Source organism: Enterobacter sp. RCC_40 (assembly GCF_041360735.1).
Lineage (GTDB): Bacteria > Pseudomonadota > Gammaproteobacteria > Enterobacterales > Enterobacteriaceae > Enterobacter > Enterobacter ludwigii.
The window spans coordinates 1,233,533-1,255,561 of sequence record NZ_JBFUPR010000001.1 but is presented as its reverse complement, the minus strand read 5'-3'; the positions used below and the strand labels follow the sequence as shown (position 1 = coordinate 1,255,561).

Annotated in this window: 20 protein-coding genes; 9 read left to right on the top strand and 11 right to left on the bottom strand. The window is 56.1% G+C overall.

Annotated elements, in window-relative coordinates:
• Positions 1 to 136 precede the first annotated feature (136 nt).
• Together uca and atzF are read left to right on the top strand one after the other, a co-directional pair.
• Complete coding sequence (gene uca, locus AB6731_RS05830) at positions 137 to 3,739, top strand: urea carboxylase (RefSeq protein ID WP_371006045.1); 3,603 nt, start codon at positions 137 to 139, stop codon at positions 3,737 to 3,739.
• Positions 3,736 to 5,535 carry an allophanate hydrolase gene (gene atzF / locus AB6731_RS05825; RefSeq protein ID WP_371006044.1) on the top strand — a complete coding sequence of 600 codons (1,800 nt, stop codon included), beginning with the start codon at positions 3,736 to 3,738 and terminating at the stop codon, positions 5,533 to 5,535. Before uca ends, atzF begins: the two co-directional genes overlap by 4 nt.
• An 18-nt stretch (positions 5,536 to 5,553) precedes the next feature.
• Here the strand turns inward: atzF and dmsD are convergent, their stop codons facing one another.
• The 6 genes from dmsD to catA form a co-directional block, all read right to left on the bottom strand.
• Positions 5,554 to 6,168, bottom strand: a complete 615-nt coding sequence (gene dmsD / locus AB6731_RS05820) for a Tat proofreading chaperone DmsD (RefSeq protein WP_371006043.1) — start codon at positions 6,166 to 6,168, stop codon at positions 5,554 to 5,556.
• A gap of 42 nt (positions 6,169 to 6,210) precedes the next feature.
• Positions 6,211 to 7,065, bottom strand: coding sequence for a dimethyl sulfoxide reductase anchor subunit family protein (locus AB6731_RS05815; protein ID WP_371006042.1), 855 nt, complete (start codon positions 7,063 to 7,065; stop codon positions 6,211 to 6,213).
• Position 7,066: 1 nt separating this feature from the next.
• A complete protein-coding gene (locus tag AB6731_RS05810; RefSeq protein ID WP_371006041.1) occupies positions 7,067 to 7,684 on the bottom strand; it encodes a DMSO/selenate family reductase complex B subunit in 618 nt (205 codons plus the stop codon).
• Positions 7,685 to 7,694: 10 nt separating this feature from the next.
• The gene (gene ynfE / locus AB6731_RS05805; protein WP_371006038.1) at positions 7,695 to 10,133 is read right to left on the bottom strand and encodes a selenate/tellurate reductase subunit YnfE; all 2,439 of its coding nucleotides are present in this window, start codon (positions 10,131 to 10,133) and stop codon (positions 7,695 to 7,697) included.
• Positions 10,134 to 10,278: 145 nt separating this feature from the next.
• The gene (locus AB6731_RS05800) at positions 10,279 to 10,572 is read right to left on the bottom strand and encodes a DUF1161 domain-containing protein (RefSeq protein ID WP_014169881.1); all 294 of its coding nucleotides are present in this window, start codon (positions 10,570 to 10,572) and stop codon (positions 10,279 to 10,281) included.
• 173 nt (positions 10,573 to 10,745) lie between these two features.
• On the bottom strand, positions 10,746 to 11,444 hold the full coding sequence (catA, locus tag AB6731_RS05795; RefSeq protein WP_196087779.1) for a type A chloramphenicol O-acetyltransferase: 699 nt from the start codon (positions 11,442 to 11,444) through the stop codon (positions 10,746 to 10,748).
• A 386-nt stretch (positions 11,445 to 11,830) separates the two neighbouring features.
• Here catA and AB6731_RS05790 point away from each other — a divergent pair, with 386 nt between their 5' ends.
• Positions 11,831 to 12,577: a YnfC family lipoprotein gene (locus tag AB6731_RS05790; protein ID WP_032670404.1), complete on the top strand. Its 747-nt coding sequence runs from the start codon at positions 11,831 to 11,833 to the stop codon at positions 12,575 to 12,577.
• 16 nt (positions 12,578 to 12,593) lie between these two features.
• On the opposite strand, the gene speG is transcribed toward AB6731_RS05790, so the two are convergent.
• Entirely contained in the window at positions 12,594 to 13,154 is a 561-nt protein-coding gene (gene speG, locus AB6731_RS05785) for a spermidine N1-acetyltransferase (protein WP_020884265.1), read from the bottom strand.
• Positions 13,154 to 13,492 carry a DUF1283 family protein gene (locus tag AB6731_RS05780; RefSeq protein ID WP_020884264.1) on the bottom strand — a complete coding sequence of 113 codons (339 nt, stop codon included), beginning with the start codon at positions 13,490 to 13,492 and terminating at the stop codon, positions 13,154 to 13,156. The genes speG and AB6731_RS05780 overlap by 1 nt, the downstream gene beginning before the upstream one ends.
• Before the next feature lie 152 nt (positions 13,493 to 13,644).
• Between AB6731_RS05780 and AB6731_RS05775 the strand changes: the two genes are divergently transcribed.
• The 5 genes from AB6731_RS05775 (at position 13,645) to AB6731_RS05755 (ending at position 19,470) form a co-directional block, all read left to right on the top strand.
• Positions 13,645 to 13,971, top strand: coding sequence for a YnfA family protein (locus AB6731_RS05775; protein ID WP_025204305.1), 327 nt, complete (start codon positions 13,645 to 13,647; stop codon positions 13,969 to 13,971).
• Between the two features lie 113 nt (positions 13,972 to 14,084).
• Positions 14,085 to 15,299 (top strand): starvation-sensing protein RspA, encoded by a 1,215-nt coding sequence (gene rspA / locus AB6731_RS05770; protein ID WP_020884262.1) that lies wholly within the window; start codon positions 14,085 to 14,087, stop codon positions 15,297 to 15,299.
• A 14-nt stretch (positions 15,300 to 15,313) separates the two neighbouring features.
• Positions 15,314 to 16,333 carry a Zn-dependent oxidoreductase gene (locus tag AB6731_RS05765; protein WP_020884261.1) on the top strand — a complete coding sequence of 340 codons (1,020 nt, stop codon included), beginning with the start codon at positions 15,314 to 15,316 and terminating at the stop codon, positions 16,331 to 16,333.
• 73 nt (positions 16,334 to 16,406) lie between these two features.
• Positions 16,407 to 17,786, top strand: a complete 1,380-nt coding sequence (locus tag AB6731_RS05760) for an MFS transporter (RefSeq protein ID WP_371006036.1) — start codon at positions 16,407 to 16,409, stop codon at positions 17,784 to 17,786.
• A gap of 220 nt (positions 17,787 to 18,006) precedes the next feature.
• Complete coding sequence (locus tag AB6731_RS05755; RefSeq protein ID WP_371006035.1) at positions 18,007 to 19,470, top strand: mannitol dehydrogenase family protein; 1,464 nt, start codon at positions 18,007 to 18,009, stop codon at positions 19,468 to 19,470.
• 43 nt (positions 19,471 to 19,513) lie between these two features.
• Here AB6731_RS05755 and ydfZ read toward each other — a convergent pair whose 3' ends face one another.
• Positions 19,514 to 19,717 carry a putative selenium delivery protein YdfZ gene (ydfZ, locus tag AB6731_RS05750; protein ID WP_013096785.1) on the bottom strand — a complete coding sequence of 68 codons (204 nt, stop codon included), beginning with the start codon at positions 19,715 to 19,717 and terminating at the stop codon, positions 19,514 to 19,516.
• A gap of 289 nt (positions 19,718 to 20,006) precedes the next feature.
• Here ydfZ and AB6731_RS05745 point away from each other — a divergent pair, with 289 nt between their 5' ends.
• Positions 20,007 to 20,438 carry a universal stress protein gene (locus tag AB6731_RS05745; RefSeq protein ID WP_014169892.1) on the top strand — a complete coding sequence of 144 codons (432 nt, stop codon included), beginning with the start codon at positions 20,007 to 20,009 and terminating at the stop codon, positions 20,436 to 20,438.
• Positions 20,439 to 20,473: 35 nt separating this feature from the next.
• On the opposite strand, the gene AB6731_RS05740 is transcribed toward AB6731_RS05745, so the two are convergent.
• Together AB6731_RS05740 and ydfG are read right to left on the bottom strand one after the other, a co-directional pair.
• Complete coding sequence (locus tag AB6731_RS05740) at positions 20,474 to 21,160, bottom strand: GntR family transcriptional regulator (protein WP_371006033.1); 687 nt, start codon at positions 21,158 to 21,160, stop codon at positions 20,474 to 20,476.
• 91 nt (positions 21,161 to 21,251) lie between these two features.
• The gene (gene ydfG / locus AB6731_RS05735; RefSeq protein ID WP_020884259.1) at positions 21,252 to 21,998 is read right to left on the bottom strand and encodes a bifunctional NADP-dependent 3-hydroxy acid dehydrogenase/3-hydroxypropionate dehydrogenase YdfG; all 747 of its coding nucleotides are present in this window, start codon (positions 21,996 to 21,998) and stop codon (positions 21,252 to 21,254) included.
• Positions 21,999 to 22,029 lie beyond the last annotated feature (31 nt).

Below are 22,029 nucleotides of genomic sequence, written 5' to 3'. Positions count from 1 at the left end.
GCGACTGCGCCAGGCGCTGTACCGCCTGTTTGAAGTTCGTGCCGGACGCATTCTGCCGTAACCGCTTTTTCCCCCATGGACGACCATGGGTGAGCCGATTTTCGGCGGGACGACCCGCCACGATTGAGTCTGACCTATGTTGACGACACTCCTGATTGCGAACCGCGGGGCGATAGCCTGCCGCATTTTACGCACCCTGCGCACCATGAAAATCCGTGGTGTTGCAGTCTATTCCGAGGCGGATATCAGCAGCCTGCATATTCGCGAGGCCGATGAAGCGCTGAGTCTGGGCGATGGCCCGGCGGCGAATACCTATCTGGATAGCACGAAGATCATCGCCGCCGCGAAAGCCAGCGGGGCACAGGCCATTCATCCGGGCTACGGTTTTCTCTCGGAAAACGCCGCGTTCGCCGAAGCGTGTGACGCCGCGGGGATTGCCTTTGTGGGCCCCACGCCGGAACAGCTGCGTCTGTTTGGGCTAAAGCATACCGCTCGCGCGCTGGCGAAAACGCACGGGGTTCCGATGCTGGAGGGCACCGACCTGCTGGCCGATGTTAACCAGGCCGTCAACGCTGCCGCCGAAGTGGGATATCCGGTGATGCTGAAAAGCACGGCGGGAGGCGGCGGTATCGGTATGCGCGTCTGCTATGACGCAGAAGCGCTGCGTGACGCGTTCGATGCGGTAGTGCGTCTGGGGAAAAATAACTTCAGCGACGCGGGTGTATTTATCGAAAAGTACATTGAGCGGGCGCGCCATCTGGAAGTACAGCTGTTTGGTGACGGCAAGGGCGAGGTGATTGCCCTCGGCGTGCGCGACTGCACTGTGCAGCGGCGTAACCAGAAAGTGCTGGAGGAGACGCCTGCGCCAAACCTGCCGGCGGGCATGGTGCAGGCACTGTGCGAGGCGGCGATAACGCTCGGTAAAGCGGTCAACTACCGCAGCGCGGGCACCGTTGAATTCGTCTATGACAGCGACGCCGCCCGCTTTTACTTCCTTGAGGTGAATACCCGTTTGCAGGTGGAGCACGGCGTGACCGAACAGGTGTGGGGCGTGGATCTGGTGCGCTGGATGATCGAACTTGCCGCCGGAACGTTGCCGCCACTGGCGAAACTGCGTGACACCCTGAAACCGGAGGGGCATGCCATTCAGGCCAGGATCTATGCCGAGAACCCGGGCCGCCAGTTCCAGCCTTCACCGGGACTGCTCACCGACGTGGCTTTCCCGCCCGATGACCGCGTTACGTTGCGCATCGACAGCTGGGTTGAGGCCGGATGCGAAGTCCCGCCGTTTTTTGACCCCATGTTAGCCAAAATGATCGCCTGGCAGCCGACACGAGAAGCCGCCATCCGCGTGCTGCATTCCGCGCTGGGGGAGACCCGTCTTTATGGCGTTGAAACCAACCGCAGTTATCTGCAGCAGATCCTGACCTTCGCACCGTTTGCCGCAGGTGAGCCCTGGACCCGCTGTCTTGAGCACCTGATGTACCAGGCGTCCACGCTGGAGGTGCTCAGCGCCGGTACGCAGACCACGGTACAGGATTACCCGGGACGCACAGGTTACTGGGCGGTTGGTGTTCCGCCATCCGGGCCAATGGACAGCCTGGCGCTGCGTCTGGGTAACCGCCTGCTGGGCAATAAAGACGATGCCGCCGCGCTTGAGATCACCCTCAGCGGCCCGACGCTGAAATTCAACTGCGATGCGCAGCTGGTGGTGACGGGCGCTGAAATTGCGCTCACGCTGGACGGTGAACCGCTGGCCAATAATCACGTTTTTCGCGTACGTGCGGGCATGACGCTGCGTATGGGAGAGATCCGCGGTGCGGGCGTGCGCAGCTATCTTTGCCTGCGCGGCGGGTTTAACGTGCCGGAATATCTGGGCAGTAAAAGCACCTTCACGCTGGGGCAGTTCGGGGGGCACGCCGGACGGGCGCTCCGCACAGGTGACATTTTGCATCTGGCGCCGTTAACCGAGCCAGTAGCGGACGCGCCGCTGCCGCAGGCGCTGCACTCGAGGCTGGACGCGGTGCGCGAACTGCGGGTGATTTACGGCCCGCACGGTGCGCCGGAGTATTTCACGCCGGATTACATCGCGACGTTTTTCGCCACCGAATGGGAAGTGCATTTCAACTCCAGCCGGACGGGGGTACGCCTGATTGGCCCGAAACCGGAATGGGTTCGCGACAGCGGCGGCGAGGCGGGCCTGCATCCGTCGAACATTCATGACAATCCGTATGCCATCGGCGCGGTGGATTTTACCGGCGATATGCCGGTGATCCTCGGCCCGGATGGCCCAAGTCTGGGCGGGTTTGTCTGTCCGGTCACCATCATCGAGGCCGATCTGCACGCGGTAGGGCAACTGAAGGCGGGAGATTACGTTCGCTTTGTGCCGGTGGATATTGCCACCGCGCGACGGCTGGCGCAGGCGCAGGAGCGCCAAATCGCCAGCCTGACCCCGCAACCTGTCATGTGGCAACCTGCCGGTCTGGACTCACCGATTGTGCTGACGCAGGGGACTGACGATAAACGTCTGGTGGCGAGAGTGTCGGGTGATACCCATCTGCTGCTGGAGATTGGCGAGCCAGAGCTGGATCTGGTGCTGCGTTTTCGCGGCCACGCGCTGATGCAGGCGCTGGAGGACCGGGCGCTGAAAGGCGTTATCGATCTCACGCCGGGGATCCGCTCCCTGCAAATTCATTATCAGCCGGAAACGCTGCGCCTGGATAGCCTGCTGGAGGTGATCGCCGGGCTGTGGCAGGGCGTTTGTGACCAGGACTCGCTGGACGTGCCGTCGCGCATCGTCTGGCTGCCGCTCTCCTGGGACGATCCGGCGTGTCAGAAAGCCATCGACAAATACATGACCACCGTACGCCGCGATGCGCCGTGGTGCCCGAGCAACCTGGAGTTTATCCGTCGCATAAACGATCTGGCTAACATTGATGAAGTGTATAAAACGGTCTTTGACGCCCGGTATCTGGTGATGGGGCTGGGGGATGTCTACCTCGGCGCGCCGGTGGCCACGCCGCTCGACCCGCGACACCGTCTGGTGACCACCAAATACAACCCGGCGCGTACCTGGACGGCGGAGAACTCGGTGGGCATTGGCGGGGCATACCTCTGCATCTACGGTATGGAAGGGCCGGGCGGGTATCAGTTTGTGGGGCGAACCCTGCAGATGTGGAATCGCTATCGCACGGTAGAGGATTTCGGCGGCAAGCCCTGGCTGCTGCGTTTCTTCGATCAAATTCGCTTTTATCCGGTCTCAGCCGGGGAATTGCAAACCATCCGCCGGGATTTCCCGCTGGGGCGTTATCCGCTGCGTATTGAACACACCACGCTGAAACTGGCGGAGTACCAGCAGTTTCTTGCGGACGAAGCACCTGAGATTGAGGCATTCCGAGCGCATCAGCAGGCGGCGTTTAACGCCGAGCGTGAGCGCTGGATAGCGGGCGGACAGGCGCATTTTGACAGCAGCGACGAAACGACGGATGACGGTGACGACGTGCCGTTACGGTCGGGAGAATCCGGTGTTGAAAGCCCGGTTGCCGGCAACCTGTGGCAGGTGAACGTTGAGGTCGGCAACACCGTGCGCGAAGGTGATGTGCTGGTGGTGCTGGAGTCGATGAAAATGGAAATCCCGTTAGTTGCCACTCAGGACGGTGTGGTCAGTCAGGTCCGTGTCCAGCCGGGGTCGTCGGTGCGGGCGGGCCAGTGCGTGGTCGTTCTGGAGAAAACAGCATGAAGCCTCTTTATGATTTACGTCTCTCTGTGCTGGCAGAGGCCTACCGTGAAGGCCAGATCGCCCCGCGTGAGGTGATAACGGCATTACGCGAGCGCGCGCTGGCGCTGAACCCGTCATTTAACGCTTTTATTTATCTGCTCACCCCTGAAGAGCTGGAGCCGTACCTTGCCGCGCTGGAGGGCGTAGCGCCGGACGCGCTGCCGCTGTTCGGCGTGCCCTTTGCCATCAAAGACAATATCGATCTGGCGGGTATCGACACCACCGCCGCCTGTCCGGCATTTGCGTATCGGGCAGAACAGGATGCAACGATAGTTTCGCAGCTGATTGCGCTGGGGGCGATTCCTCTGGGGAAAACTAACCTCGATCAGTTCGCTACCGGCTTAAACGGTACGCGTTCGCCGTATGGCCCATGTCGTAACAGCGTTCATCCGGATTACCCGTCCGGTGGATCCAGCGCGGGGTCGTCGCTGGCGGTCGCCCTGGGGCTGGCGAGCTTCGCACTGGGAACGGACACGGCCGGTAGCGGGCGCGTACCGGCCTCGCTGAATAATCTGGTCGGCCTCAAGGCAACCAAAGGACTCATCTCCACGGCAGGGGTTGTGCCTGCCTGCCGCACGCTGGACTGCGTCACGTTTTTCACCGCGACGGCAGCAGAGGCCAGCCAGCTGCTGGCACTCACGGCGCGACAGGATCCGCGTGACGAATACAGCCGGTCCAACCCGGCGTGGAACGGCCCGCAGGCTTTTGGTGTCCCTGCTGCGGGCTTTCGCTTTGGCGTGCCGGAGACGCTGGAGTTTCTCGGCTGTGCAGAAAGCGAGGCGCTGTATCACCGCGCGAAGACGGGGCTTATCGCGCTGGGTGGCGTGCCCGTGACTCTCGACTTTGCACCGTTTCTGTCGGCCGCGAAACTGCTCTATGACGGCCCGTGGGTCGCCGAGCGTTATCACCTCGCGGGTGCGCTGATTGAACGCCAGCCGGACGCGGTGTTGCCGGTTATCCGTGATGTCCTGCAAAACGCGCCTGCAGCCACTGCGGTGGCGACGTTTGACGCGCAGTACAAACTCCAGCGGTATAAAGCCGAGTGCGATGCCATGATGGCCGACCTGGATTGCGTATTAATCCCGACGTATCCCCGCCCGGTGAGTCTGGCTGAGCTGGCCGATGAACCGGTTAAAAGCAACTCGGCGCTGGGCATCTATACCAACTTTATGAACCTGCTCGACTATGCCGCCGTAGCGGTTCCGGTCGGTGAAATGAACAATGGGCTGCCATCCGGCGTCACGCTGTTTGGCCGCGCGTTTACCGATCAGTATCTGCTCAGTCTGGCCGATGCGTTACAACGTCACACAAAATTAACATTACCGGGCAACCGCGCCATGATGGACGACGCGCCGACCTGCACCGCAACCCATGACCGCCTGCGGATAGTGGTCTGCGGTGCGCATATGGACGGTCTGGCGCTCAATGTTCAGTTACGAGAGCGCGGAGCACGTCTTGTCGACGCGACCACCAGCGCACCTTATTACCGTCTGTATGCGCTGGCGGACGGTAAACGTCCCGGAATGGTTCGGGTGGCAGACCAGGGGGCCGGGATTGCGGTTGAGGTCTGGGAGCTACCGCACAGCGAAGTGGGGTCGTTTCTCGCCGGGATCCCCGCACCTCTGGGGCTGGGAAAAATCGAGCTGCAGGACGGACGCTGGTTGACCGGGTTTATCTGCGAGGCGTATGGCCTGGAGGGGGCACGGGATATCACGGAATTTGGTGGCTGGAGAGCCTGGCTTGCCCGGAAACGGTGAGCAAGCCAGGTGCTGGCGTTAGCGGTAGAGCGTTTTTTCCGCGACCGGAATAATTAACGTGTCCTGCCAGTCCGCGAGCGTCAGCTGTGCGAGTTTGCCCAGTGCGGTGTAGAACGGGTGCCCGGCGTTTTCAACAAACACGGACAGGAAGCGGGTACTCCACGGCAGCAGGTGCCACGCCAGAAGCTGGTCGTGTTCAGCGTCGCGGCCATTTTCTGCCAGCCACGCGGCCAGTAACAGCAGGGTACCGATGTGATCTTCCGGTTCGTTCTGCTTCATCTCGAAGGCAATGTTGTTTTCACGCATCCACTGGCGCAGCGCGAGGGTGGAGTCGCCGAAGAGCACGGATTCCCGATCCAGCCAGACGGAACCCCACGGCGGTGACGGCAGGGCGTAAGGGCCAATAAACAGACGTTGCCAGGCATCTTTCAACGCTTCATCGGATGGCGTTTTGAACGCATCTGCAACAGGCTGCAGCGTTTCCGGCGCCAGCGGCCAGTCCTGAATCCAGTCGCCTTCGGTGAGCGCCTGCACCAGCGGCGCAGTCTGCTCACTATCCGGAGCAAAATAAAACAGCGCGCCCAGTACCCGGGCGCTGAACGCGAACGAATCACGCTGTGACACTTCTTTCATGACTACCTTCCTTGCTCGCGCGGAGTAGCCCGCGCGACTGTGTTAACCCGCAATCGCCATACCTGCGGTCATGTGCAGACCATAGAAAAGACCACGGCCAATCAGTTCACCCACGACGACCAGTATCACGCCTGCAAAAAGAGCGAGGGCTTTAGGCTCCTGCCGACGCATCAGCGGGCACAACCAGCAGCCGAGTCCGGCGGCAAGCAGTACGATACGCCAGATTTGCAGTGCGCCATAGTCAGGCAGCAGGGCACTCGCCTGTTGAACGGAACTGTGGATTGTCGCCAGGTCATTGCTCTGCAGCACGATGACCGCCACGCAGGCCAGGAGTGCCAGCACGCTGACAGAGGCCGCGAATGTGCTTTTATATGTCGTGTTTGCCACGCGCAGCAACAGGGCTGCAAACAGCGGCCCTCCCAATACCAGCGTCAGGAAAAAGGCCAGCGTGGTGTAACCCGTATACCAGGTCGGTACGGTATCAATTTGATAAACCCGGGTCATCGCCCAGACAAAGACAACGCCCAGGATCTGGCTAACGACCAGCCAGATTTTACCCAGTGCCGGGGGCATTTTACCGATAATGGATACCAGCCACCAGAAACCGCCAACGGCAAAGAAAACGGATCCCGCGGCAATTTCGTTACTGAGCGCCGAAGCACCCACGCGGTTGAGCGAGTTAAAGGCCCGGAGCGGGGAGCCAAGGTGCAGCACGGACGCCAAAAATCCGATGCCCATCACCAGCCACAGAAAGAACATACTGCGGACAAGGCGTGTTTTCACCGCGTCGTCTTTTTCAGTAAGCCAGACGAGCCCCATAACGATCAATGCCCCGGCGACGCACTGTCCGAAGACGGTGAAGATCACCAGCGGCCATTCATGCCATCCACTTCCCATCTCACACCTCTTTCGGGTTTGCCAGGTAGCCGGTGGTATCCCCTGTCGGGCGGCTGTTGGCGTTAGGTTTAATCACGATGCTCGGCTTCGTGAAGTGCGCGGACGGCAGCGGCGCGACGGCCGCCAGCTGACCATGTTTTTTACGCAGTTCGTCGATAGGACCGAAGTCCAGCGCACGCAGCGGGCAGGACTCCACGCAGATCGGCTTTTTGCCGTCTGCCACGCGGGTGTGGCAGCTGTCGCACTTGGTCATATGCCCTTTGGCGGCATTGTACTGCGGGGCACCGTACGGACAGGCCATGTGGCAGTAGCGACAGCCGATGCAGACATCTTCATCCACTGCCACGAACCCGTCGTCACGCTTGTGCATCGCCCCGCTCGGGCAGACCTTGGTGCAGGCCGGGTCTTCGCAGTGGTTGCAGGCAATCGACAGGTAGTAGGCAAACACGTTCTGGTGCCAGACACCGTTGTCTTCCTGCCAGTCACCGCCCGCGTATTCGTAAATACGGCGGAAGCTGACGTCCGGGGTTAAATCTTTGTAATCCTTGCAGGCGAGCTCGCAGGTTTTGCACCCGGTGCAGCGGCTGGAATCAATAAAAAATCCATACTGAGTGGTCATCACTTACTCCTTACGCCTTCTCGATCTGCACCAGATTGGTGTGCTGCGGGTTACCTTTGGCCAGCGGTGACGGGCGGTGCGTGGTCAGGGTGTTGATGCATGAACCGTGGTCGATACGATCGCCGTTCATATTGGCGTCATGCCAGGCTCCCTGGCCCATCGCGCTCACGCCGGGCATGATGCGTGGTGTGACTTTCGCTTCGATGCGTACCTCGCCGCGATCGTTAAACACGCGCACCGTATCGCCATTTTTGATGCCGCGTTGCGCCGCGTCCACGGGGTTAAGCCAGACCTCCTGACGGCAGGCGGCTTTCAGCACGTCGACATTGCCGTAGCTGGAGTGGGTGCGAGCTTTGAAGTGGAAGCCGAAGAGCTGCAGCGGGAATTTATGACGTTCCGGGGCGTCCCAGCCGTCGAAGGTCGAGGCGTAGACCGGCAGCGGGCTGATGGTTTCGTCGTCGGCGAGCTCCCAGGTAGCCGCAATCTCTGCCAGCTTGCTGGAGTAAATTTCAATCTTGCCCGAGGGGGTGTTGAGGGGATGAGCCTGCGGATCATCGCGGAATTTTTTATAGGCTACGAAGTGCCCGGCCGGATCTTTACGCTTATAAATACCCCTCTCTTTCAGTTCGTCATAGGACGGCAACTGCGGATCTTTTTCGAGCATTTTGGCATACAGATACTGCAGCCACTGCGCCTGGGTACGTCCTTCGGTAAATCGCTGATGAATATCCGGGCCGAGGCGTTTCGCCACTTCACTCATGATCCAGTAGATCGGTTTGCGCTCAAACTTCGGTGCGGTCACGGGCTGAAGGAAAATCAGATAGCCCATGTTGCCTGCATAATCGTTAGGAATAATGTCTTCCTGCTCAACGGTCATTAAATCGGGTAGCAGGATGTCAGCATATTTCGCCGACGAGGTCATAAAGTTGTCGATCACCACGATGGTTTCGCATTTACTCTCGTCCTGCAGAATATCGTGGGTTTTGTTGATGTCGGAATGCTGGTTGATGATGGTGTTGCCGGCGTAGTTCCAGATGAATTTGATCGGCACATCCAGCTTCTCTTTTCCCCGCACGCCGTCGCGCAGGGCGGTCATTTCGGGTCCGCGCGCGATGGCGTCGGTCCAGCTAAAGCATGAGATTTGCGTTTTCACCGGGTTATCCGGCAGTGGCATACGCTCAATGGTGATCGTGTAGGTCGATTCACGCGCGCCGCTGTTACCGCCGTTGATACCGACGTTTCCGGTCAAAATCGGCAACATGGCAATGGCGCGGGAAGTCAGCTCGCCGTTGGCCTGGCGTTGGGGGCCCCAGCCCTGACAGATGTAAGCCGGTTTGGTACTGCCAATTTCTCGTGCAAGCTTGATGATGCGATCGGCCGGTATGCCTGTGATGCGCGAGGCCCATTCCGGCGTTTTGGCGATGCCATCGTCACCCTGACCGAGAATATACGCTTTGTAATGTCCGTTAGCAGGCGCACCTTCCGGCAGCGTTTTTTCGTCATAGCCGACGCAGTACGTGTCGAGGAACGGCTGATCGACAAGGTTTTCGTCGATCAGTACCCAGGCGATACCCGCGACCAGCGCGGCGTCCGTCCCCGGGCGAATCGGGATCCACTCGTCTTCGCGCCCGGCGGCGGTGTCGGTATACCGCGGATCGATGACGATCATGCGCGCGTGAGAGCGCTCGCGGGCCTGCTCGAGATAATAGGTTATCCCGCCGCCGCTCATTCGCGTCTCTGCCGGGTTATTGCCGAACATCACCACCAGCTTCGTGTTTTCAATATCTGAGGTGCTGTTGCCATCGTTGCTGCCGTAGGTGTAGGGCATTGCACAGGCTATTTGCGCGGTGCTGTAGGTGCCATAGTGGCTTAAAAAGCCGCCGTAGCAGTTCATCAGACGCGCGACCAGCGAAGCATAAGGGGAGGAGCGGGTGATATTGCCGCCCACAATGCCGGAGGAGTAGTTAATGTAGACCGCTTCGTTGCCGTATTTTTCGACGACATCTTTCAGGCTGCGGGTAAGGGTGTCCAGGGCTTCATCCCATGAGATACGCTCAAATTTGCCTTCACCGCGTTTCCCTACGCGCTTCATGGGGTAGTTCAGACGATCGGGGTGATTGATCCGACGGCGAATAGAACGCCCGCGCAGGCAGGCACGAACCTGATGATTGCCATAAATATCCTCACCGGTGTTATCCGTTTCGACCCAGTAAACTTCTTCATCACGGACGTGAAGACGCAGCGCACAACGGCTCCCGCAGTTGACCGAGCAGGCACCCCAGACCACTTTGTCTTCAGCGGGCTTTACGGCGTTTTGTACCGCGGCAGCGGCACGTTTGAGGCCAAAAGGCAGTAAAATCCCCCCGGCGGCAAGTGCCAGAGAGCCTATTGCAGTGGATTTAACCAACGCTCGACGGCTGATCCCGCCGTGATTTTCGACATCGGACATAACTCACCCCATCATTTTAATTGCGTATTATTTTCGCCCGTGATTACAACCGGGCTAATGATGGGGTGAATGTTACTTATTTGGAGGTATTAAATATTAATCCTCATCAAGTCAAAGGGAATTGGCCGCGAGAAAGTGATTAAAATCACTGAGGTTCGCCCTGACCATTATCCTGCATCCCTGATGCGGCACCGCTACCGGTGCGGGTATAGAGAATTTTAAAGGTATCGTTCGCACAATGACCGACTACCTGTGCATCCGGCTGGTCAGCCTGATCGTTTGGCACAATGTTCAACGTAAAGCCGGACTCGGGCACGCCGTTATTGATGATTTTCTGCTGAATGTCGCTTTTTACGCGCTCGCAGGAATCCGGGGCAGCCAGAGCAGCTGTAGAAGCGCTCATTAACAGCAGGGCGGTAATCCAGGGTAACCGTTTCATCTGTAGCTCCTTTTCTCTGTGTGTCGGTTAAGCTTAGCAGGGTTCGTGTAAGCTTTTGTTATTGGGGATAACTTTCTGAACAATCTTATACAGGCTTCCTGCGCTCATTTTCCCCAATTTCAATTTCCATCAACACGTCCTGCGGGCGGTGATACCCGCCCGGCATCGCGACGCTAAGCGCGTTGCGTTTTGCTCTGCACCTGTCGTTCGCCGGAGTGATGCCGTAAGTCATCACACATCGCCTGTAACTCATTGAACAATCTTGCCACATGGAAACCATCGCACACGGAATGATGGACCTGCACGGCGAGGGGCAACAATACTTTTCCACCCTGGTTGACGTATTTCCCCATCGTGAACATGGGGGCAAAAAAGTTCTGCATATTGGCTACGTTGATATTAAAACTGGTAAAACTTGACCAGGGGATCGCCGACACGAAAAATACATTTTCCCGCGACTCTTCCTTCGGCCAATAAGAAAGGGTATTACCATAGCGAGCAACATCTTCCGAATAAACGTTCTGGAAATGATCAATATTGCCATCGAAGTGACTCCATAAAGAAGAAAAGGTCTCCGTTTCATTATGGAAAATGGTATAGCTTGGATGAATTTCATTCCATATGACAAGTTCATTGTTCTTCATGGCCATACGGAATTCCGAATGGTTGTTGACGATTTTAGAAAGGAGGGAAATCATCGTCGGATAAAATTTCCAGCCCAGTTCTTTTATATCCTTGAGCAATGCGGTGATGTCTATTTGAACAGTTTGATTAAATGTAGATTGAGCAAAGGACTGAAATACCTCGAAATGTTCTTTTCTGGCCCAACGTGATAAGTCAACAGGCGTATATTCAGGGATTGTTTTTTTCATTTTTTAACCTTTGATGAGCAATCAAAAATCAGCGTTTTGCCTACGTTTTTTCATGAATAAAGAAAGCATAGAGATTCCAGGCGGTTTTGGACGCGAACGCATTTGTGAGGGTAGCGCATCCTTATAGAGGAAGAAAGGGGATGGTAAACATTTAATATATCAAAGAAAAAAGTTAGATGGCGCAATCTGCCGGCGTTTTCATGTTGTTAATATGTCACAGAATATCCGTCATGTGCTCAAAGCAGGTGTGTTTCCTGTTCAACAGCGGGCACAGCGCCTTCTCGTTCTGGCGAGGTTTTGCAGAGGGTAAGAGAGATTAATGCATTGATTGTACGTCTCTTTTCGCCTGACATTTTGCTATCGTGTGAACAACGGTATTTGCTAATATGATCGGGAATACTCTCCCTGATTCGGTAAATGATGTGAAGAACTACGCAGCGATAACGCTACTGGCAGCAACACTGGTGGGGTGCGACAACCCTTCCGCGCCGCTGTCGTTTACGCCCGAGATGGCGAGCTTCTCCAATGAATTTGATTTTGACCCTCTGCGCGGCCCGGTAAAAGACTTTACCCAGACACTGTTCAACGACAAAGGTGAAGTCTCCAAACGGGTAACCGGTACGATGTCGACGGAAGGGTGTTTCGATACCCTCGAACTGCACGACCTCGAGGCCAATACCGGCGTGGCGCTGGTACTGGATGCTAATTACTACCTTGATGCGGAAACCCAGCAGCGAAAAGTGAAACTGCAGGGGAAATGCCAGCTGGCCGAATTGCCGTCGGCGGGCGTAACGTGGGATACCGACGATAACGGGTTTGTGGTGGCGGCGCACGGCAAAGAGATGGAAGTGAAGTACCGCTATGATGCGGATGGCTATCCGCTGGGGAAAACCACCGTCTCCGGGGACCAGCATTTATCCGTCCAGTCGACGCCGTCTAAAGATCTTCGCAAAAGAATGGATTACTCCGCCGTGAGCATGCTGAATGACAAGCCGCTGGGCAACGTCAATCAAAGCTGTGATTACGATCGACACAATAATCCGGTGAGTTGCGATCTGACGATCACCGACAACAGTGTGAAGCCCGCCGTTGAGCGCAAGTACACCATTAAGAACAGTATTGAATACTACTGAGAAAAAGCCGCGCAGGTTACTGCGCGGTGGGTTTCAGCAGGCTGGCGCCTGACGGTTTGTGTCCGGCCAGGTGCTGATGCTGGAAGATGCACATGCGAATGGTGTTGCGGTATTCACCGTTGATAAAGAACTCGTGAACCAGTTCGCCTTCCACCATAAAGCCCAGCTTGCGGTAGATATGGATCGCTTTCTCGTTCTCTTTATCCACGATGAGATAAAGCTTGTAGAGATTCAGGACGTTGAATCCGTAATCCATCGCCAGCTTCGCCGCCCGCGTGGCAAGACCTTTCCCCTGATGCTCAGGTGAAATGATAATCTGGAATTCTGCCCGACGATGAACGTGGTTGATCTCCACCAGTTCCACCAGACCGGCTTTTTCACCTTCACACTCCACGACAAAACGGCGTTCGCTCTGATCGTGAATGTGCTTATCGTAGAGATCCGACAGCTCAACAAACGCCTCGTAAGGCTCTTCGAACCAGTAGCGCATCACGCTGGCGTTATTGTCGAGCTGGTGGACGAAGCGCAGGTCTTCACGCTCCAGCGGGCGGAGCTTAACGTCACACTGCACTGACATTATGGCGCTACCGTGCGGCCAGTACGACGATCCAGGCAGCGCAGGGTATTTGGCTCCCAGTAGGCGTTAACGTTGGCACTTTGCTGACACTTATCGCGCGCGTCGAAAGCGACATCTTCTTTGTCCCACTCTTTTTCAACACGTTTGTTCACCTTCTGGCGAAGGCTACGGGTGTCATTCCATTGTTCTTTGTCCATCGCGGCGTTCTGACGGCTTTGCGCGCTGTCACCAGACTCAATAATGAGTTTGCTGGTTTCGGCGGTGGCAGAGGCGGCAAAGGCGAACGATGACAGCGCCAGCAGGGCTGTCAGACAAAGGCGTTTGCTTAATGTAGTCATAGCGTTTCCTTTTAAATGGGCGCAGATAATTAAGTTATCCCGTTCAGATTCTACACCAAAGAGAAATAACGGCATACCCGCGACACGGGTATGGAAAAGTAAACGATATCATCAGGTATGATGTCTAAATAAATCATCACATGACCGTAAATATGCTCAAAACCACTCTGCTTTTTTTTGCCACCGCGCTGTGTGAAATCATCGGCTGCTTCCTTCCGTGGCTCTGGCTAAAGAAGGGGGCAACCGTCTTCCTGCTGATCCCGGCGGGCATTGCGCTGGCCCTGTTTGTCTGGCTGTTGACGCTGCACCCGGCGGCCAGCGGGCGCGTCTACGCCGCTTATGGCGGGGTTTATGTCTGTACCGCGCTGCTGTGGTTACGCGTGGTGGATGGTGTGAAGCTCAGCGCCTATGACTGGGCCGGGGCGCTGGTTGCGCTGTGCGGCATGTTGATTATTGTTGCCGGATGGGGGCGCGCCTGAGCGCCCGATTTTTTTGTGACCGTTCGCTGATTTTATGATCATTATACTTGTATGGTAGTAGTGCAGAAGAGTAAGTTTCCAGCATCACAATGAGCGATGTAAGGAAATGGATTATGAAGATTGTCGGGGCTGAAGTCTTTGTTACCTGCCCGGGGCGTAACTTTGTCACCCTTAAGATTACCACCGACGAGGGCATCGTCGGCCTCGGTGATGCCACCCTTAACGGACGTGAACTTTCGGTGGCCTCTTATCTGAAAGATCACCTTTGCCCGCAGCTGATCGGCCGTGATGCGCACCGCATTGAGGATATCTGGCAGTTCTTCTATAAAGGCGCCTACTGGCGTCGTGGTCCGGTCACCATGTCGGCCATTTCCGCCGTGGATATGGCACTGTGGGATATCAAAGCCAAAGCGGCCAATATGCCGCTCTACCAGCTGCTGGGCGGCGCATCCCGGGAAGGGGTGATGGTCTATTGTCATACCACTGGACACTCCATTGATGACGTGCTGGAAGATTACGCCCGACATAAAGAGATGGGCTTTAAGGCGATCCGCGTCCAGTGCGGCGTGCCGGGTATGAAAACCACCTATGGCATGTCGAAAGGAAAAGGGCTGGCCTACGAGCCCGCCACTAAAGGTGACTGGCCGGAAGAGCAGCTCTGGTCCACTGAAAAATACCTCGATTTCACACCGAAGCTGTTCGATGCGGTGCGCAGTAAGTTTGGCTTTAATGAGCATCTTTTGCACGACATGCACCACCGTTTGACCCCGATTGAGGCGGCGCGATTCGGTAAGAGCATTGAAGCATTCCGTATGTTCTGGATGGAAGATCCTACGCCAGCGGAAAACCAGGCCTGCTTCCGTCTGATCCGTCAGCACACGGTCACGCCGATTGCGGTTGGAGAAGTGTTTAACAGCATCTGGGACTGCAAGCAGCTTATTGAAGAGCAGCTTATCGACTATATCCGCACCACCATTACCCACGCGGGCGGCATCACCGGCATGCGGCGCATCGCGGACTTCGCCTCGCTTTATCAGGTGCGTACCGGCTCACATGGACCGTCGGATCTGTCGCCTGTTTGCCACGCCGCCGCGCTGCATTTTGACCTGTGGGTGCCAAACTTTGGTGTACAGGAATATATGGGTTACTCCGAACAAATGCTGGAGGTCTTCCCGCACAGCTGGCGCTTTGATAATGGCTATATGCATCCGGGCGACAAACCCGGGCTGGGTATTGAATTTGACGAAAAACTGGCGGCGAAATACCCGTACGATCCTGCCTATCTTCCGGTTGCCCGTCTCGAAGATGGCACGTTGTGGAACTGGTAAACGAGGAGCGAACGATGAAAAGCGTAGTGATTCAACAACCCAATGCACTGGTGATTGAAGATCGTCCACTCCCGGAACCCGCGGCAGGTGAAGTGCGCGTCAACGTCAAACTGGCCGGTATTTGCGGTTCAGACAGCCATATTTACCGCGGACATAATCCGTTTGCGCGATACCCGCGCGTGATTGGCCATGAATTTTTTGGTGAGATTGATGCCGTTGGTGAGGGAGTTGACCCGGCCCGCGTGGGCGAGCGCGTCTCGGTTGACCCGGTGATCAGCTGCGGACACTGCTATCCGTGCTCCGTGGGCAAACCCAATGTCTGTACCTCTCTGGTGGTGCTGGGTGTTCATCGCGACGGAGGCTTTAGTGAGTATGCCGTCGTACCGGCAAAAAATGCCTGGGTTGTTCCGGATGCTATTCCAGATAAACACGCGGTAATGATCGAGCCGTTCACGATTGCCGCTAACGTGACGGGCCACGCACAACCCACCGGGCAGGATATCGCCCTGATCTACGGCGCAGGCCCCATGGGGCTTGTCACCCTCCAGGCATTGAAAGGTGTCTATAAGGTGAAGCAGGTTATCGTTGTCGATCGGATCAATGAACGGCTGGCGATGGCGCAACGCAGCGGCGCGGACTGGGTGTTCAACAACGCAGAGCTGTCGTTACAGGCGGCGCTGGAAGAAAAAGGGATCAAACCGACGCTTATTATTGACGCAGCCTGTCATCCGACAATTTTACAGGAAGCCATCACCATTGCCTCTCCGGCGGCACGCATCGTGCTGATGGGGTTTTCCAGCGACCCAAGCCAGATTGTTCAGCAGGGGATCACCGGAAAAGAGCTGGCGATATTCTCATCACGGCTGAATGCCAACAAATTCCCCGTCGTCATCGACTGGCTGGAAAAGGGGCTGATCGACCCGGACAAACTGATTACCCACACTTTTGACTATCACCACGTAACAGACGCCATCGAACGGTTTGAAAAAGATCAGCGGCAGTGCTGCAAAGTCTTACTCACGTTCGGGCAATAATAATTCATGCGGTTAAGAGCCTGCGCAGACAGGCTCTGAGTGGTACGCATCTTACCTTGCAGAGATAGCCATTATGACGCAAACACAACCACAAAGAACGACTTCAGATCTGGTGAAAGCCGCCGTTTCCGGCTGGCTGGGTACCGCACTGGAGTTTATGGATTTCCAGCTCTATTCGCTGGGGGCCGCCCTGGTATTCCATGAGATCTTCTTCCCGGAACAATCGGCCGCAATGGCGCTGATTCTGGCGATGGGGACGTACGGCGCAGGCTATATCGCGCGCATTGTCGGCGCCTTTATCTTCGGGCGAATGGGCGACAGCATTGGCCGTAAAAAGGTGCTGTTTATCACCATTACTATGATGGGGATCTGCACGACCCTGATCGGGGTCTTGCCGACCTACGCGCAGATTGGGATTTTCGCGCCCGTCCTGTTAGTGACGCTGCGTATTATCCAGGGGCTGGGGGCAGGGGCTGAAATCTCCGGTGCCGGCACCATGCTGGCGGAGTACGCCCCTAAAGGGAAACGCGGCATTATCTCTTCGCTGGTGGCGATGGGCACCAACTGCGGGACGCTAAGTGCAACGGCTATCTGGGCAATTATGTTCTTCGCCCTCGACCGCGAACAGTTGGTTGCCTGGGGCTGGCGTGTACCGTTTCTTGCCAGCGTGGTGGTAATGATCTTCGCCATCTGGCTGCGAATGAACCTCAAGGAGAGCCCGGTATTTGAAAAAGTGAACGAGGCTGAGACAACCGCACCGGTGACAAAACATGATTTATCATTTGCAGCGATGGTGAAGAGTAAGTCCTTCTGGCTGGCAACCGGGCTGCGTTTTGGTCAGGCGGGGAATTCGGGACTGATCCAGACGTTTCTTGCCGGGTATCTGGTTCAGACGTTGCTGTTCGATAAAGCGATCCCCACCGATGCGCTGATGATAAGCTCAATTCTCGGGTTTATCTCTATCCCGCTGTTGGGCTGGCTCTCCGATAAAGTAGGGCGTCGTCTGCCGTACATTCTGCTCAATATCTCCGCCATTATTCTGGCGTACCCGATGCTGTCGATTATCGTTGATAAGAGCTATGCGCCGGGTGTGATCACGCTTTCTATCATCGTTATCCATAATTTCGCCGTACTGGGACTGTTCGCCCTGGAAAACATCACGATGGCGGAGATGTTTGGCTCGCGTAACCGCTTTACCCGGATGGCTATCTCAAAAGAGGCGGGCGGGCTGGTGGCGGTAGGCTTTGGGCCAGTGCTCGCCGGGATCTTCTGCAATATGACCGGTTCCTGGTGGCCAATTGTCGCCATGATGATCGCTTACTCCGTGATTGGGCTGATCGCCGCCATCTGCATGCCAGAGGTCTGCGATCGTGATTTGAGCGTGGCGGAAGATGCGGCGGAGGGGCCGGCACGTGATTCCGTTGGCTATGGGGCGGTTTCATCGCGGCGGTAATGGTTTATATCTTGAGTGACCTGTCACACAACTTTATGTTCATGTCACACCACATGCGTAAAAGTTAATATAAATCAAAATCTGAAACTGCAGGATCAGTATGGTTAATGGCAGTTCTTTTTTACCCCGACTGCCATTCTAGTTGGTGTAGTCAGCAGGCGCTGCTGCTCATATAGAGCGGCAGCGAATCCCAGCGTACATAACTTAACGAGTCTTAATCATGGAAAACCGGTTATTACAGGCGAAAGCGACGCTTCCTCAGTACGATCGCGATCGCCTCAAGGCACGCATTGTTCATTTAGGGTTTGGCGCATTTCACCGTGCGCACCAGGCGGTGTACGCCGACATTCTCGCCGCGGAACACAACAGCGACTGGGGTTACTGTGAGGTAAACCTGATTGGCGGTGAACAGCAGATTGCCGATTTGAACGCACAGGATCATCTCTACACCGTGGCGGAAATGTCTGCCGATGCGTGGACATCGCGGGTGGTGGGCGTGGTCAGGAACGCACTGCATGCACAGGTTGACGGGCTGGAACGCGTGCTGGCCGCACTGTGTGAGCCGCAGGTGGCGATTGTCTCGCTCACCATTACTGAAAAGGGATATTGCCACTCGCCGGCGACCGGGAAACTGATGCTCGATCACCCGTTAATCGCCGCCGACCTGAAAAACCCGCATCAGCCGAAATCTGCGCCGGGTGTGGTGGTGGAAGCACTCGCGCGACGCAAAGCTGCCGGGCTGCCCGCGTTTAGCGTCATGTCCTGTGACAATATGCCGGAGAACGGGCACGTCATGCGTAATGTGACCTGCGCTTATGCCCGCGCGGTTGACGGCGAGCTGGCAGACTGGATTGAATCCAGCGTCACTTTCCCGTCCACCATGGTGGATCGTATTGTTCCCGCGGTTACACCGGAGACGCTGGATAAAATTGAACAGCTGACTGGCGTTCGTGACCCGGCAGGCGTGGCGTGCGAACCGTTCCGTCAGTGGGTGATTGAGGACAACTTTGTTGCAGGCCGTCCGCAATGGGAAAAGGCCGGGGCGGAGCTGGTTTCTGACGTCATTCCGTTTGAAGAGATGAAGCTGCGCATGCTTAACGGCAGTCACTCTTTCCTCGCGTATCTTGGCTATCTGGCGGGGTACCCGCATATCAACGACTGCATGGAAGACGCGCACTACCGTACTGCCGCCCATGCGCTGATGCTGAACGAGCAGGCGCCGACCTTAAAAGTGAAAGGCGTTGATTTAGGCCACTATGCTGACCTGTTGATTGCCCGCTACAGCAACCCGGCGTTACGTCACCGTACCTGGCAAATCGCGATGGACGGCAGCCAGAAGCTCCCGCAGCGTATGCTCGATTCCGTGCGCTGGCATCTGGTGCATCAAAAAAGCTTCCCGCTGCTGGCATTAGGCATTGCAGGCTGGATGCGGTATGTCGGTGGTGTCGATGAGCAGGGCAACGCTATCGACGTGAGCGACCCGCAGCTGGCGGTCATTCAGGCGGCGGTGAAGGGAAGTGCTGAGGGCGAAGACCGGGTGAAGGCGCTGCTGGGCATTGAGGCCATTTTTGGCAAAGAACTCCCGCATGAAACCGTCTTTGTGGATGCGGTAATGCGTGCTTACCAGACGTTAGTGCAAAAAGGTGCAAAAGCCACGGTCGCAGAGTACGCGGCGAACGGCTAAGTCATCACATGCCGCCGCGTGCGGCGGCATGATGTCGCATGAATCAGTGCATACCCAGGCGAATCAGTTCAATCGGTTCGAACTTACCTTCGCAACCTTCCACTTCTACCGTTTTGCTGCGACGCACCTGCGCGGCATCCAGCCCTTCGCTGTGGATCGCTTTAATCACGCCGGTGTGTCCTGTGCCATTGATCATTACACGGCTGCCGGTGGTAATTGCGTTACGGTTACGGTCGTATGTCATCATGGTATTTTCTCCTCTCTCACTTATCCGTTACGGCGCTATTTCAGGTTTCACCGTTCACGGGGCACTATAAATACGCCTGTCTGCATCTCATTTTTTTGTTTTTGATCAAACTCACACTTTTTTCTCAATATTGGTGGGTGCTGACGGTTCACGACAGCAATTTACAAAGCCCACATTTATTTTCCTTTATTGATAGTTTCTGCTGGCAAGCGTTTAGGGTTTGTTTATATTCCGGCTGTCATTCTTGACGCAGGGAATACCCCTTTCACAGGAATAAGGAGTCAGGCTTATGTATAAGAAGATTTTAATGCCTGTTGATGTATTTGAAATGGAATTGAGCGACAAAGCGGTTCGCCACGCGGCCAACCTTGCAAAGGCGGAAGGCGCGTCGATTACGCTGGTGAACATTCTCCCCAACAGCAGCCGCTCGTTGCTGCGCGGATTCAACGCCGATATCAAAAAGTTTGAAGCGTTTATGACCGCAGAATCCGGGAAGAAAATGAACGAGCTAAAAAGGCTGTTTGATCTCCCCGGGGAGAATATCCACAGCCTGGTCTGCTTTGGCAACGTGCGTGACGAAATTATCAAACTGAGCAAAGAAGGGGAATATGACGTGATCGTCATCGGGTCGAAAAACCCGAGCATCAGCACCCATCTGCTCGGTTCAAATGCGGAATCTATCCTGCGCTATGCGAGTATTCCGGTGCTGGTGGTTCGCTAATCTCTTCGCCGCAACCGAAACGGGGGCGGCGTATTTTACTCTTCGCTAAACCAGTCGCTGTTTTCCTGACGAATTAACTGTACGGATTCGCTGATTTCCTGCAGGTGCAGCGTCATCGCTTTTTCTACACCGTCCTGATCGCGTTTTTCCAGCGCACTGAAAATATCATGATGCTGTCGGAGCAACATTTCCGGTGGGGAGACATGGTCGAGGCTCATATAGCGCACGCGGTCGATGGTGGCTTTGATGTTTTCAATCGTGTCCCAGGCCAACTGACAGTCCGCAATTTGCGCCAGCTTCTGGTGAAACTCGTCATCAAGCTGGAAGAAGTCGTTGAACTGTTTGCGGTCAATCGCAATACGCTGCTGATGCAGGTTTTGCTCCAGCAGGTAGCACTGGTTGTCATCAATCAAGGATGCGGCCCGGCGCGCCACCGCGCACTCAATGGCCTGACGGACAAAACAGCCGTTACGCACCTGGGAGAGCGAGATTTTGTTCACATAGCTGCCGCGCTGCGGGCGGATCTGAATCAGACCGTTTTCTGCAAGCTTGATAAACGCCTCACGCACGGGCTGGCGGGACACGTCAAATCGCACGGACACCTCTTTTTCAGAGAGCGGCGTTCCGGGTGGGATCAGGCAATGGACAATATCACGTCGCAAAATGCGATAGATTTGCTGGTTTACGGGCTGGGTAGGATTGAGTTGCGATTCAGCGGCCATGAGTTGTCATTTCTCAGAGAGTTAGCCTGAACATACTACCATTCTTTTATGGCCTGAAACAGACCCGGCCCGCAGGCCGGGAAGGGCAATTTTAGCCACGATGGACGCTAAGTCCGCCAAAACTCTGGCTGACTGGCATCATTTCTACGGTGTTAATGTTGACGTGTTTTGGCAGCGTTGCCACCCACCAGACCGCTTCGGTGACATCTTCCGGCGTCAGGGCGTTCGCATTCTCGTAGGTTTTGTCTGCTTTCGCGTCATCACCTTTAAACCGAACGTTGGAAAATTCGGTTCCGCCTACCAGGCCCGGCTCAATATCGGTCACGCGAATGGCGGTGCCGTGCAGATCGGTACGCAGGTTAAGGCTGAACTGACGCACGAAGGCTTTGGTCGCGCCATAAACATTACCGCCCGCATAAGGCCAGCTTCCTGCGGTCGAACCGATATTAATAATGTGGCCGCGATTGCGCTCAACCATGCCTGGCAGCACGGCGCGGGTCATGTACACCAGCCCTTTGTTGTTCGTGTCGATCATGTTTTCCCAGTCTTCGACGCTGGCTTTGTGGGCAGGCTCCATACCGAGCGCCAGACCGGCATTGTTGACCAGCAGGTCAATGGCACGCCATTCGGCCGGCAGGTTAGCAATCATCTCTTCGATGGCGGCACGGTTACGGACATCAAGCTGCGCGGTCAGGATGCTGTCACCCAGCTCATCTTTCAGCTCCTGCAGACGCTCCTGACGACGACCCGTCGCAATCACCTTATGCCCGTTGGCGACGAAGCGACGCGTGATGCTTTCACCAAAACCTGCCGTTGCCCCGGTAACTAAAATAATCATCTCACTGTTCCTCAACGCTTTTTGTGTTGTA